Here is a 13,193-nt window from a genome sequence, read left to right as displayed (position 1 = left end):
TAACGATTTGGTCACGAACGCGGGTCAACGCTAGGCAGAACACCCAAAGTGAAGCAAACGCGGAACCATTGCAGGCGACACAAGTTGCAGGGAATGGAATCAAGATGAGAAGCTCTCAAGTTTCATGACCGAACATCAAGTGGTGATTGTCGGCGCGGGTCCAACCGGCCTCATGCTGGCGGGAGAATTGGCGCTCGCGGGGGTCGACGTCGCGGTCCTGGAACGGCGCGAAACCCTGGCCCTCATCGGCCAACGGGCCCTCGGCTTCTCGTCGCGCACGATCGAGGTGCTGGATCAGCGCGGGATCGCGGATCGGTTCCTGGATCAGGGCCAGACCGGGCAGGTCGGCGGCTTTGCCTGGATCCGCCTCGACATCAGCGACTTCCCGACTCGGCACAACTACGGTCTCGGCCTCGCGCAGCAGCACATCGAGCACACGCTGGCCGACTGGGTCGACGAACTTGGAGTGCCGACCCACCGCGGGCGCGAGGTGACGGGCTTCGCGCAAGACTCCGGCGGTGTCGTCGTCGGACTGAGCGACGGCGATCCGGTGCGCGCCGAATATCTCGTGGGCTGCGACGGGGGTCGCAGCCTGGTGCGCAAGACGGCGGGCATCGAATTCGTTGGCTGGGAGGCGACAACGAGCAGTCTGATCGCCGAGGTCGAGATGGACGAGGAGCCCGAGTGGGGCCTGCGCCGTCAGGGCCCTGGACTCCACGGACTGTCAAAGGTCGAGGGAACAGGCACATCCGGCGGTCGATCCGTCCGCTGCATGGTGACCGAGGAGCTTCCCGGGCGAACCGAAAACCCGACCCTCAAGGACCTGAGCAGGGCGCTCATCGCCGTCTACGGCACGGACTTCGGATTGCGAAATGCAGCTTGGATCTCGCGGTTCACCGACGCGACCCGGCAGGCGGCCGCCTATCGAAAAGGACGCGTGCTGTTGGCAGGCGATGCCGCTCACGTGCACTCCCCGATGGGCGGCCAAGGCCTGGGCGTCGGCGTTCAGGACGCGGTGAACCTCGGCTGGAAACTCGCGCAGGTGGTAAAGGGGACTTCGCCGGAGAGCCTGCTGGATACGTACCACGCTGAGCGGCACCCAGTCGCCGCCCGGGTGCTGCACAACACGATGGCCCAAGTCGCCCTGAGCCGCACCGACGAACGAACGGACGCCCTCCGCGACATCGTGACCGAGTTGCTGGCCATGGACGAGCCGCGCAAGCGGATCGCCGGCATGATGAGCGGCCTCGATATCCATTACGACCTCGGCGAGGGCCACCCCTTGCTCGGCCGTCGCGTGCCGGACCTCGATCTCGAAACTGCCAACGGGCCCGTCCGGGTGTTCTCCCTGCTGCACTCGGCGCGGCCCGTGCTGCTCAACCTCGGCGAGCCCGGGGCGCTCGACGTCAGCCCTTGGGCCGAGCGAGTCCAGCTGGTCGACGCCCAATACCGCGGCCGTTGGGAGCTTCCGGTCCTTGGCACGGTCGGCGCTCCCAGCGCCGTTCTGGTTCGCCCGGATGGCTACGTCGCATGGGTCGGCGACGGCTCAAGCAACGGACTGCAGGAGGCAATGACCAGCTGGTTCGGGCCGCCCGCTGCGGCTTAGGACGGGCTGTGAGTGGAGACCCGACCAGCAGTCCCCCGGAATGTCACGCATTCAAAAGGGTTGAATGCGTGACATTCCGCAACAGGATTCCCACATCCTCGCCGTCGCATGTAGCCGGCGCCCGAACGCGGCCTCCGTGAGGGCGGGTTCAGCGGGCGATAGGGATCCAGATCCGCATGGCGCCCGGATCGCCGTTGCCCCACGTCGCGTACGGCCGGAGGCGAAGGACTGTGCACTCCGAGGGAAAAACGGTGCGCCCTGAGGGAAGAACGGTGCGCCCTGAGGGAAGAACAGCGCGCTCCGAGGTCGGCCGCTTCCGGCCGCTCGGCGCGTACAGCTCGCCGACGCCGCTCTCCCTCACCGCGCCGGACGTCTCGAGTATCGGTCCGAGCTCGGTCGAGATGTCCGTCTCAACGAGGGGCTCGTCCGGGTCGCGGGTGGCGCGATCTAGGGCCGCGGGGTCAAGGGCGGCTCGGTCGACGTCTGCCTCATTGTCGCGCTGCTCGAGACAGTAGACGACTGGGCCGCGGCGCACGGCGGCGCAGCCGCGGATCGCGTCGATCCTTTCGTCGGGGAGCAGCACTTGCGGCGTCAGGTCGAAGTCGAGCTCGACGACGGTGCCTTCCGCGAGCGCGTTGTCGAGCCGGATCCAGCCGTCGGCGGGCTCGGCAGTGACGGCCGCGCCGTTGACGACGATGCGCACTCCCCCACACCAGGCAGGAACCCGCAGCGAGAGCGCGCCGAGAGGGCCATCGTGGGAGCCGGCGCCGCGCGAGGCCTCGGCCACGGTGATGCGCACGCGGCCGTCGGCCGGGTACTCGGTGTCGACGTCGAGCACGCAACGGCCGCCCTGCACCTCGGCTTCGATCCGCGACCGCGTGTACTGCACGAGCTGCAGTTCGCCGTCGCGCACGCCCGCGAGGTAGCCCTCAAGGCTCGCGAAGGTGCGCATGAGATTTGGCGGGCAGCACGCGCAGTAGTACCAGCTCAGCCGGGTTGCCGCCGCCTCCTCCTGCACGGAGAGGTGATCCGCGCGCAGTTGCAGGGGATTGCTGTAGAAGAAGGCGTCACCCGATTCGGCGAGGCCGTCTGCGACGACGTTGTAGAGGGCGGTTTCGAAGAAGTCGGCGTACTTCGCCCCGCCGGTGGCCAGATACATCCTCCACGCCCAGTGCATGGCCGCGATTCCGGCGCAGGTCTCGGCGTAGGCCCGATCACTCGGCAGCTCGTACGCGTCGCCGAACGACTCGTCGCGGTGCCTAGACCCCGTTCCTCCCGTGACGTAGCTGCGGCGGGAGACCATATCGTCCCACTGCGTCTCGAGGGCCGCGAGCAGCGGTCGGTCGCCTGTCTCGAGGTAGACGTCGGCCACGCCGCTGTTGAGGTAGATGGCACGGACGGCGTGGCCGCGCATGATCTCCGTGTCCCGGACCGGGGCGTCGTCCTGGTAGTAGGCCCTCCCGAAGACGCCGTCGCCGAGCCACCCGGCGCCGCGCCGGTCGATGAAGGCGGCAGCGGTTTCGAGATACTCCCGCTTCCCGGTGAGGCGGTAGAGCTCGACAAGCGCGTACTCGATCTCCGGGTGCCCCGGGTACACCGCAGACTCCGGTCCCCCGAACTCGCGCACAATGAGGTCGGCAAAGCGGGTCGCGACCTCGAGCAGTCGGTCGTCGCCGAGCGAACGCGCGGCGGCCACCGCAGCCTGGATCAGGTGGCCCGCGCAGTACAGTTCGTGCCCGAACGCGAAATCGCTCCAGCGCTCGCGCACCGTGGCGTGGTCTCGACGTGGAGTGCCTCCCGCATCTGCCAGCTGATACGCGGAGTTCAGGTATCCCCCGTCCTCCTGTGCCTTCTCTAGGAGCGCGACGGTGTCGTCGTAGAAGGTCCGGAGAGCCTCGTCGCCTTCGTGTCCGAGCTCCCACGCGACGGCCTCGAGTGTCTTGTACACGTCGCTGTCGGCGAAGACGGGGCCGCGGAACGGCGCATTCGAAAGCCCCGCTGCGCCACGCAAGTTGTCGATGTTCCCGACGGCCTCGAGCTGCTCGAGGCCGTGCGGGATCGTCCGCTCCCGGTTGCGCCTCTGCCAGCGGCCGAGCACGCCGTCGCCCAAGGCAGTGCCCTGGCCTGACGACCCGACGACGCCGAAAGCGGTCGCGGCCACAGGTGCGGCCGTGACGGATTTGGGACTCGTGCTCATCATGCCTCCCTTGCCGGCGAACCCCACGAGCGCAGGGCCTCGCGCACGTCGTCGCGCAGCTCGTTCTCAAGCGCCTTGCGGTAGGCGTCCTCGAGCACGGCTGCGAGCTCCACAGTGCGCCCCGTCGAGGCGGAGAGCACGGCGGCCTCGACCATCGCGAGGCTGTGGACGTTCGAGTGGACGTCGCCGGACGGCGTCTCCCCGCTGCGCAGTGCCGTGACGAACTCGTCGAGCGCCCCGGCGATCTCGGAACGGATCTCCGGCACCTCGGCCGGCCGGGCGCCGTCGTCCTCCGCATGGACGACGGCGGGTTCGCCGTCGCCGTCCCACACCGCCGTGCCGCGGGCCCCGCTCACCCGCCAGCTGCCGTTCCACGACGTCTCGAGCCCGGGACTGCACCAGCTGCCGGTGTACGTGTACCGCGTGCCGCCCTCGAACGTGAAGATCGCATTCGCCGCGGCGTCGCCGCGATACCAGCTCCACGAGGGGTTGAAGGTGCGGCAGTCGACGGTGACGGGATCGGCGTCGAGCAGGTAGCGGACCGCGTCGAACGCGTGGATCGCCATGTCCACCAGCAGCGGGTGCTCCATCTCGTCCCGGAAGCCGCCGAAGTGCGGGGCCTTGAAGAACTCGGTGGTGACGATCCCGATATCGCCGAGCGTCGCCGTCATGCTCTTCAGCCTCGCCAGCGCGGGGTAGTACCGGCGGGACTGGCTCGTCATGAGAAGCTGCCCGGAGACCTCCTCGGTCGCGATGAGCGAGAGCGTCTCGGTGACCGTCGGCGCGATCGGCTTCTCGCACAGCACGGGCAACCCGGCCAGGAGCGCCTCGGTGTTGACCGCGTGGTGCGCGGGCGGCACGGTCACGTCGATGACCGCCTGAGCGCCGGACTCCGCGGCGACCGCGGTGAGCGAGTCGCCGATCACGACGTCGAGCCCGTGCTCCGCCGCCGCCCGCTGCGCGAGGTTGAGGTCCAGGTCGACCAGGCCGACGAGGCGCACGGTCGGCGTGCCCGCGATCATCCGAAGCCACGCGCGCCCCATGTTTCCCGCCCCCACGAGGACAAGCCGCAGGGGCCCGTCGTCGGGCACGACGGCGAACGAGCCCATCAATTGCCGACCCTGTCACGCATCGCGCCCTCGTAACCATGGCCATTGAAGAAGTCGCCGGTCTCGTAGCGCAGCAGAACGGGCATCTCCCGCTCCGGCCGGTCGCTGGCGGCCCACCGGACGCCGTTCGCGATGACGCGGCGTACGTCCTTGTGGTGGTAGACGGGGAAGTCCTGGTCGCCGGGGCTGAAGTAGAAGATCTTCCCGTGGCCGCGCCGGAACGTGATGCCGCTGCGGAAGACCTCGCCGCCGGAGAACGAACTGATGAAGACGATCTCGTCGGGCCGCGGGATGTCGAACTGCTCGCCGTACATCTCCTGCTGCGGGATCTCGATCGGGTGCGGGACGCCCTGCGCGATCGGATGGGTCGGGTCAACCGTCCAGACGAGCTCGCGATCGTTCTCGCTGCGCCAACGCAGGGTGCACGTGGTGCCCATGAGCTTCTGGAAGATCTTCGACCAGTGGCCGGAGTGCAGCACCACGAGGCCCATCCCGGCCAGAACGTGCCGGTGCACCCGCTCGACCACCTCGTCCGAGACCTCGGCGTGGGCCGCGTGGCCCCACCAGGTCAGCACGTCCGTCTGGGCGAGGCGTTCCTCGGTGAGCCCGTGCTCGGGGTCGTCCAGCAGCGCCGTCGTGACGCTGACCCGCTCGCCGAGGTTCTCCTCGATACCCTCCTTGATGGCGTTGTGCATGCCGTCCGGGTAGATCTCGGCGACGTGCGGCTCAGCCTGCTCGTGCCGGTTCTCTCCCCAGACGAGGACGCGCAGTGGTCGTCCAGCCGTCGAATTCATGTGTTTCTCCTTTGTCACATGGCCGAGTTTCACTCGGCCGCGTTTCACTTGACCGCGTCTTTCACTTGACCGCGCCGCCGAGGGCGCCGGCCGCGATGTACTTCTGCGCAAGGACGAGCAGCACCCCAGCGGGGATGGACGCGATCACGGCCGTAGCCATGACCGGCCCCCATTGGGACACGTTCGCGCCGAGGTAGTTGTAGATGCCGAGGGTGATCGGGCGGACGTCGGGTGTGCTCGTGAGCGTCAGGGCGAACAGGAAGTCGCCCCACGCCCCGAGGAAGGCGAACAGCGCCGCCGTGATGATCGCGTTCTTGCTGATCGGCAGGACGATCGAGACGAACGCACGGAAGTTGTTCGCGCCGTCGACCAGCGCCGCCTCCACCAGGGTGGGCGGGATCGACGTCATGAACGCCCGCATGAGCAGGATCGAGAACGGGATCTGCGCCGCGCTGTCCGCGAGGATCAGGCCGAGGTACGAATTCAGCAGCCCCACGCTGTTGAAGAGCGTGTAGAGCGCATTCGCGATCACGATCGTGGGGATCATCTGGGTGATGAGCAGGACGAACACGAACGCCGTCATTCCCTTCATCTTGAACCGCGCGAGCCCGTACGCGGCCGGGGTGGCGACGGCGAGGGTCAGCACTACGGTGCTCACCGAGACGATGAGGCTCGTGACGAGGTTCGTGCCCTGCTGCGCGAAGGCGGTCTGGTAGCCGGCGAACGAGGGATGGATCGGGAACCAGTCCGTGTTCACCGCCCCCGAGTTCGCCTGGAGGCTGCTGTTGATCATCCAGTAGACCGGGAAGATCATGATGGCCAGGAAGATGATGCCGAGCACCGTCATCGGCCATTTCCGCGAGGGCCGGTTGCGGTCCTTCCGCACGCCGCCGGGCGCGAGGATTGCTTGCGTCGCCGTCGTCATTCGTCGACCTCCTTGCGGGTCATCGAGAGGTACACCAGGGCAAAGACGAGCGAGACCGCGATCAGCACGTTGCTCACGGCGGCGCCCTGGCCGAACAGGAACTGCACGAACGAGTTCTGGTACGCCCACGTCGCGAGCGTCTGGGTCGAGTTCGCGGGCCCTCCCCCGGTGAGGCCGAGGATGATGTCGACAACCTTGAGTGTGTACACGACACCGAGGACGACGACGACGCCCACCACCGAGCGGATGCTCGGCCACGTGATGTGCCAGAACGCCTTCCACCCGACGGCCCCGTCCAGCGACGCCGCCTCGTAGAGCTCCTCCGGCACGGCCTGAAGGCCGCTGTAGAGGATCGTGGTGTTGAACGGGATGCCGAGCCAGATGTTCACGCCGATCACGGCGACGAGCGCGAGGCTCGGGCTCACGAGCCACGGCACGGGGCTCACCCCGAACAGGCCGAGGAACTGGTTGAGCGCTCCCGAGCCCTGGTCCAGGATCCACTTCCACACTGCAGCCGAGGCGATGAGCGGAAGCAGCCACGGCAGGAGCAGCAGCGAGCGGAGGAACCCGCCGAGCGGGAAATGCCGTTTGAAGAACAGCGCGAGCCCGAGGCCGAGTACGAACTGGCACACGATCGAGCCGACCGTGAACAGCGCGGTGTTGATCACCGTCGTCGTGAACAGCGGGTTCGTGAAGACGGTGACGTAGTTCGCGAAGCCGACCCACGGCGCCTCGCCCGTGTAGAAGGTGGTGGTCGTGTAGTTCTCCAGCGACATCATCACGTTCTGCACGATCGGATAGCCGAAGAAGACCAGCACGAAGATGACGGCCGGTGCGACGAAGAGCCACCTGGCCACTTGGCGGCCGAGCCGGGGCCTGCGCCGCGGCGCCGTCGGGCCGCCCGCCGTCGGGCGCGCGCGCCGATCGAGGCGGCCGCCCACTGAGGTCATGTCACTCACTGAGGTCATGTCACGCTCCTTTGCGGAACGGGTGCCGGGGGCGGGGCTGTCCGCCCCCGGCGTGCCCGGTCTACTTGTTCTGCGCCTGCGCCTGCTGGAGCGCGTCCGCCGGTGATGCCTTGCCGGTGAGCGCATTCTGAACCGCCGTGTAGATGGCGGTCGCGGCCGTGGGCCACTTCGGGCCGAGTTCGGCGGTGCGGGCGCGGGCCGTCTTCACGGTCTCGACGAACGACTGGACCTGCGGGTGGCTCTTCGCCCAGTCGGCGGCCGCCGACTCCTGCGCGGGCACGTTGCCCGAGATCCCCGCGATCTTCACCTGCGTGGCCGGCGTGTTGAGGCAGTTGACGAACTTGGCTGCGAGCCCCATCTTCGTCTTGTCGCCGGTCTGCGGGACGTTGAACGTCTCGCCGCCGAGTGGGGAGACGATCTGCTGGTCGGCCGTGCGGGTCGGGATCGGCACGCTCGCGAAGTTCAGGCCCTTCGTGCCGTTGAGCGCGGGCAGCTGCCACGGGCCGTTGATCATCATGGCGGCCTTGCCGGCCATGAACTGGTTGTTCACGTCCTGCTGGCTCCACGTGACCGAGCTCTTCGACATCGAACCGTTGTTCTGGAGGTCGACGACGAGCTGCAGCGCCTGCTGGGCGCCCGGGCTGTTGATGTTCTTCTCGTCACCCCCATTGGTCCAGAAGAACGGCAGGAACTGCCACGTACCCTCGTAGGTGTTGATGTTGCTCATCGCGAAGCCGTAGACGCCCTTGCTCGCGTCCGTCAGCTTGGACGCGTCCGCCTTGAGCTCGTCCCAGGTCTTGGGCGGCGTGATGCCTGCGGCCTTGAGCATGTCAACGTTGTAGTACAGCGCGATCGAGTTGATGACCGGTGCGAGGCCGTAGACCTGGCCGTTGTAAGTGCCGGCGTTGACGACGCCGGGAACGTCGCCCGCGGGCGCGCTGACGCCGAAGTCCTTGAGGGGCGCGAGTGCGCCGGTCGCGGCGATCTGCTGCACGTCCGGGTTGTCGAGCATCAGGACGTCGGGCAGCGTCCTCGAGGACGCCTGCTGGAGGACCTTCGCGATCAGCGCCGCGCCGGCCACGTGCACCGGGTTCACGTTCACGCCGACCTGCTGGCCGCAGTCCTTGTAGAGCGGATCGTAGGTGCTGGTGTAGTAGTCCTCGATCGTCAGCGTCTGCTTTCCGCCCGAGGAGGCGGTGCTGGATCCCGACCCGCACGCCGCCAAGGCGAGCGTGATGGAGGCCGCTCCAGCGAGCGCGGCGAAAACGCGTGAATTCTTCACAGAAAAGCTCCTTCGCTTCTAGGGGATGTTTCACTTCTTGGGTTGTCGATGCGTATCGACGATGCGTATCGATTGTTGCCGGGGTGGAACGGCTCGCAGGGGTAAGGAATGTCAGCGCTGGGGGCGCGGACGGATGGTGCTCTTCCGGTGCTTGAACACTGGCCGGATGAGCTCCAGGGCCTCATGGGACCTGGACGTGGGCTCGGTGAGGTCGTGGACGATCATCTGGACAACCCGGCGCGAGACCTGGTCGGGCTCGAAGTCGATGGTGGTCAGCGGGATGCGCTGCCGTTCGGCGAGGCTGTCGGAGCAATTGACGACGACGGAGACGTCCTTCCCGAGGACGAGGCCCAAGTTGTTGAGGGCCTCGACGAGAAGATCCTGGTTGGCGGCTTCGGGGGCGATGAAGGCCGGGACGCCCTTGGTCTGCTCGAGGGCATTGGCGACGGCCTTCTCCATGCCGGCGATCGTGGCGCGGCCCGGGACATGGATGATCTTGGCGCCTGTTGCGGCGCCCGCCTTGTCGACGCCGTGGTGGAACCGCTTGACGTAGTTCACGCGACGTCGGACGACGGCGTCCTGCCAGTTCACGAGCGTCACCGTCTCGTGGCCGAGCTTGGCGAGCTCCTCGACGCACATCTGGCCGGCGAGCTCGAAGTCCGCGTCGATGCACTTGAGGCCCTCGTGCTTCTCGGGGATACCGATGAGGACGCTCGGGACGGGGAGGTTGCGGATCACGGGAACGCGGGCGTCGTCGCCCTCGACCTGCATGATGATGAGCCCGTCGACGAGCTGTTGGCCGACGACGCGCTCGAGGCCTTGTGGGCCCTCGTCATCGGTGACGAGGAGGATGTCGTAGTCGCTCTGCCGTGCCGAGGCGGCAATGACGGAGATGAACCCCATCATCGAGCCGCGGTGCAGATCGGGCACGAACGGGATCGCGAGGCCGATGACCTGACTGCGTCGACTGGCGAGGGCGCGGGCGCCGGCGTTCGGCTGAAAAGCGAGCTGCGCCATCGCGTCTTCTACGCGCTTGCGGGTCTTCTCGGAGATGGGCCGACGGCCGCTCATGACGTACGAGACGGTGCTCTGCGAGACGCCGGCTAGGCGAGCTACGTCCTTGCTTGTTGGCATCGCAGTCACCTCCTCGTGCTCGTCGAACCGTATCGTCGATGCGTATCGAGAGAGAGTATGGCATGGGTCACAATGGTGGGGCAAGGGGTTTCCGACTTCTCAGGCGATCGAGTCTCGCGTCAACGGTTGTCCCCACTCGTCCGAGGACAGGACTACCTTCGCCAAGTCGCCGATCGAGGCCAACAGCTCGCTCGGGCTGCGAGACAAATCGATGGGAACCTCATTGACCGACACTTCCGTATTGACGATCCGCCGAGCTCGGCTAACGCCAGAGTCGGCATAGAGAAGCCATGCTATTCGGACATCGAGCGCTGTGCAGTATGCCAGCATCTGGTATTGATCGGCATTGGAATACGATCCACGCCAGGACGCCTTGTACTTCGCATCAAATACACCCGCTGGGCGCCCTTTCGCCATCAGAACCACGTCTGCAAACATCCGTACTTGGTTTCCATCTGGCTGCGGTTGGTCGAGCACAATCGGATACTGCGCTTGAGCGGCGTATCCTCGATTGCCCAGTTCCACGCGCAGAGCCACCGTCACGAAGTCCTCGAAAACCTTCGCCATGTCGACAATGAAGGAGGCGATAGTTTGCCCACCGATCCCGGCTTCAGAAGACAAGTTTCTGAGAACGAGTTCTGCGATCCGCAATGAAGGGAGGTAGTGGGCATTGAGTCGTGACGGGTGCCATGCCGGTAAAGGCTCCCCCGGTGCAAGCACGCCAACTCCATCGAGTTTCGCATCCAAATGTCCTAGACGCCGGGACAAATCCGGAGCTAGTCTGGGAAGCCCTCGAACCCGACGTATCGCCGAGCGGAGTATCCGATTCTCTGGTATATCGGCGGTGTAGTCGTCGAAGGTCATTTCGAGGGGCAGCAGCATTCCGGGGTGGCGCGCGATCTGTTCGCCTACCCTAATTCGGCCCCGAACTGATCGCAGAGCCTCCTCAACGCGCACGTATCCGGATATCGGACCGAGCGTGAGAGCTCGTTCGACTTGTCGCGCCACTGATTCGGCCAGAGCACTGAAAAGATCATCGAAGGTCGCGCCGGCAAGGTCATCTGGACGAAACCCCGGATCTGCAGCGTACCCTAGCAAGAACAAGATGCGGTCGAGTCCAACCCTTGCCTTCGGTCTGACCTCGATGAGAAGATCCTCGACCTGTATCGCACCCACCCGCCCTGTGGGTAAGAGGTCCATGCCGCCCTCCCAAGCCGGTGTTATAGTCACGAGACCCAAGCCAGCGATCTTGCGGGCAGTCGAGGGATCGACGAACACTCGCTGGGGCACGCGCTCGAGCTCATCGAGCACCAGGTGGGTACGGGGTTCAGCTTTCGACTGAATCGTCGTCTCCCTCACTGTCCCGAGCCTGCGCAGAGATGGTAGCTCGCCGGCGAATGCCTTCAAGTCCAAACTGGGCGTGAACCTGCGCTCGTTCGAGCCGACCGTAGTAGTGCTCTTCTAGTAAGGGAAGAAGCTCGTACTTCCAGATGCGGCTGAGCCCGTCCTCAGAATCGGCGTCGCGCTTCATGAAGTAGGAGGGGCCGATCATCAGGTCTCGCCCCGAGGGGTCGATTTCCTTATTAAGGGTGTCGAGGAGTTGCGCCCGCAGTTGGCTCATACCGTTGGCCGTGAGATAACGCGAGAGCATGTTCGCGATCAACCCCTCTTGAGGGTGGAGCTCCACAAATGCGAATCGTCGTCGAATAGCCGCATCGACCATTGCAATGGAGCGGTCAGCTGTGTTCATCGTTCCTATGAGGAACAGGTTGGGCGGCAAAGAGAAGGACTCGGTGGGGCTGTATTGAAGAGCGATCGCCTCATCTCTATACTCGAGCAGGTAATACAGCTCGCCAAATACCTTCGCGAGATTCCCGCGGTTCATCTCATCGATGATCAGGAAGAAAGGCCTGTCGCGGTTCTCAGGCTTAGCAGCTGCAGCAGCGATACGGCGTAGCGGGCCTGGGTCGAGTCGAAAGCCAACGTTCCCTTTGCCGTCGGACGTCGGTCGATAACCTTCGAAAAAGTCCTCATATGCGTAGGACGGATGGAACTGGACCGTCGTCACGAGATCCTGGCTGGACTCACCAGTCTGATGCCGAGCGAGTGCACGCGCCAAGAAGGTTTTCCCCGTCCCGGGTGGGCCGTAGAGGACGATCTGCTTCCGCGTCCTCAGCAGTTCGATGACCTCCTGCAGGCCCTCGCGGTCCACAAACAAGGAGTCGGCGAGTTCATCACTAACGTCGAACAGCAACCCGTCTGAGCCGGCAGTCCTCTGCGATTCAGTTGGGTGAGAACGCTCTGCCGCAACTTCGATCTCTTCGAGCTTGGACGTCTGCTTCTCTGCATCCCACTGTTCGCGGAATGGTGAGTCGTACCACTCGACCTGTCCTCGGCCGAACTCCTGCTCTTGGTGGAGACGAATCGCTGCGAGATCTTGGCTGATCGCCAACTCACTGTCTCCGCTGACGCCGCCAATCTGGGCTGAGAAGGCGGCCCTGATCCTCCTTCGATGGTCTCTACTCACGACCGGTGGGAAGTAACTCGGCCAAGCCAGGTACTCGAGGGCGAATCTGATTCCCTGCACACGATGCTCCACAGCATCCGTCAGTCGGGCAAACGCCTCGGGAGCCGTGAGCGCCTCGTCACGCTGGGACTGGGACAACGAGCTCACCAGCTGGACGAACTTTGCGAGCCAGACGACATGCTCCCATTGGCTCGTGTTGTACCCGGTGCCACTCCCGAAAGATCCGGGGGCGCTAAAGGCCCGCTCGATTACCTCGGGAATGGTGTAGTCGGTGTCTGCCCACTGAAGCACCTCTTCAATCCTCGACCGCTTGGTCGCACCCAAGGTTGTCGAGATTGGGAGGAGATGAATCGAGATAAGTTCGGCAGCCAAGACAAATACCGCTTTCGGTGCACCATCCAGCTGCTTCCTCAGTTTCTCACGGAAGCTCCCGGCGCCCATGTCGGCGTTTTCATAGATCCGGCGAATCAGCTCTGTCGCGTTCTCTTCAGTCCACGTGCATTCCGTCCAGTATGGAGACTGCTCCCGCCGCATACCCGCATGGATGATGGCCTGCCCGGCAGCCTCCACCTCGGGCGCGGGTCCGTGCCCCGCAGCCTGTACCGCGGCCACATACTCGTTACTCAAACCGACACCTTCCACAAGACTGAG

General features: G+C 65.4%; 10 protein-coding genes. 1 reads left to right on the top strand and 9 read right to left on the bottom strand.

The window, feature by feature from the left end:
• Positions 1 to 124 precede the first annotated feature (124 nt).
• Positions 125 to 1,606 carry an FAD-dependent monooxygenase gene (locus tag LK10_RS17915; protein WP_043126702.1) on the top strand — a complete coding sequence of 494 codons (1,482 nt, stop codon included), beginning with the start codon at positions 125 to 127 and terminating at the stop codon, positions 1,604 to 1,606.
• Between the two features lie 148 nt (positions 1,607 to 1,754).
• Here LK10_RS17915 and LK10_RS17910 read toward each other — a convergent pair whose 3' ends face one another.
• The 9 genes from LK10_RS17910 to LK10_RS21055 form a co-directional block, all read right to left on the bottom strand.
• Positions 1,755 to 3,806 (bottom strand): glycoside hydrolase family 127 protein, encoded by a 2,052-nt coding sequence (locus LK10_RS17910; RefSeq protein WP_156144248.1) that lies wholly within the window; start codon positions 3,804 to 3,806, stop codon positions 1,755 to 1,757.
• Positions 3,803 to 4,912: a Gfo/Idh/MocA family protein gene (locus tag LK10_RS17905; RefSeq protein WP_043126699.1), complete on the bottom strand. Its 1,110-nt coding sequence runs from the start codon at positions 4,910 to 4,912 to the stop codon at positions 3,803 to 3,805. The genes LK10_RS17910 and LK10_RS17905 overlap by 4 nt, the downstream gene beginning before the upstream one ends.
• The gene (locus LK10_RS17900) at positions 4,912 to 5,706 is read right to left on the bottom strand and encodes a ThuA domain-containing protein (RefSeq protein WP_043126697.1); all 795 of its coding nucleotides are present in this window, start codon (positions 5,704 to 5,706) and stop codon (positions 4,912 to 4,914) included. The genes LK10_RS17905 and LK10_RS17900 overlap by 1 nt, the downstream gene beginning before the upstream one ends.
• A 61-nt stretch (positions 5,707 to 5,767) precedes the next feature.
• On the bottom strand, positions 5,768 to 6,631 hold the full coding sequence (locus LK10_RS17895; RefSeq protein ID WP_043126695.1) for a carbohydrate ABC transporter permease: 864 nt from the start codon (positions 6,629 to 6,631) through the stop codon (positions 5,768 to 5,770).
• Positions 6,628 to 7,599 (bottom strand): carbohydrate ABC transporter permease, encoded by a 972-nt coding sequence (locus LK10_RS17890; RefSeq protein WP_043126692.1) that lies wholly within the window; start codon positions 7,597 to 7,599, stop codon positions 6,628 to 6,630. Before LK10_RS17890 ends, LK10_RS17895 begins: the two co-directional genes overlap by 4 nt.
• 61 nt (positions 7,600 to 7,660) lie before the next feature.
• Positions 7,661 to 8,881: a sugar ABC transporter substrate-binding protein gene (locus LK10_RS17885; protein WP_043126690.1), complete on the bottom strand. Its 1,221-nt coding sequence runs from the start codon at positions 8,879 to 8,881 to the stop codon at positions 7,661 to 7,663.
• A 111-nt stretch (positions 8,882 to 8,992) separates the two neighbouring features.
• Positions 8,993 to 10,015: a LacI family DNA-binding transcriptional regulator gene (locus LK10_RS17880; protein WP_043126687.1), complete on the bottom strand. Its 1,023-nt coding sequence runs from the start codon at positions 10,013 to 10,015 to the stop codon at positions 8,993 to 8,995.
• Between the two features lie 99 nt (positions 10,016 to 10,114).
• Complete coding sequence (locus tag LK10_RS17875; RefSeq protein WP_231567835.1) at positions 10,115 to 11,374, bottom strand: McrC family protein; 1,260 nt, start codon at positions 11,372 to 11,374, stop codon at positions 10,115 to 10,117.
• Positions 11,343 to 13,169, bottom strand: coding sequence for an McrB family protein (locus LK10_RS21055; RefSeq protein WP_052207537.1), 1,827 nt, complete (start codon positions 13,167 to 13,169; stop codon positions 11,343 to 11,345). The genes LK10_RS17875 and LK10_RS21055 overlap by 32 nt, the downstream gene beginning before the upstream one ends.
• Positions 13,170 to 13,193: the final 24 nt, after the last annotated feature.

The organism is Sinomonas humi, assembly GCF_000802235.1.
GTDB classification, from domain to species: Bacteria; Actinomycetota; Actinomycetes; order Actinomycetales; family Micrococcaceae; genus Sinomonas; species Sinomonas humi.
Note: the sequence above shows the minus strand (reverse complement) of the source record. Positions and strands in the feature narration are given on the sequence as shown.

Bases quoted from the DNA above. Each gene is read 5' to 3' on its own strand.
- LK10_RS17880 (WP_043126687.1), bottom strand. From the start codon at position 10,015: ATGCCAACAAGCAAGGACGTAGCTCGCCTAGCCGGCGTCTCGCAGAGC.
- LK10_RS17890 (WP_043126692.1), bottom strand. From the start codon at position 7,599: ATGACCTCAGTGAGTGACATGACCTCAGTGGGCGGCCGCCTCGATCGG.
- LK10_RS17910 (WP_156144248.1), bottom strand. From the start codon at position 3,806: ATGATGAGCACGAGTCCCAAATCCGTCACGGCCGCACCTGTGGCCGCG.
- LK10_RS17900 (WP_043126697.1), bottom strand. From the start codon at position 5,706: ATGAATTCGACGGCTGGACGACCACTGCGCGTCCTCGTCTGGGGAGAG.
- LK10_RS17915 (WP_043126702.1), top strand. From the start codon at position 125: ATGACCGAACATCAAGTGGTGATTGTCGGCGCGGGTCCAACCGGCCTC.
- LK10_RS17905 (WP_043126699.1), bottom strand. From the start codon at position 4,912: ATGGGCTCGTTCGCCGTCGTGCCCGACGACGGGCCCCTGCGGCTTGTC.
- LK10_RS17895 (WP_043126695.1), bottom strand. From the start codon at position 6,631: ATGACGACGGCGACGCAAGCAATCCTCGCGCCCGGCGGCGTGCGGAAG.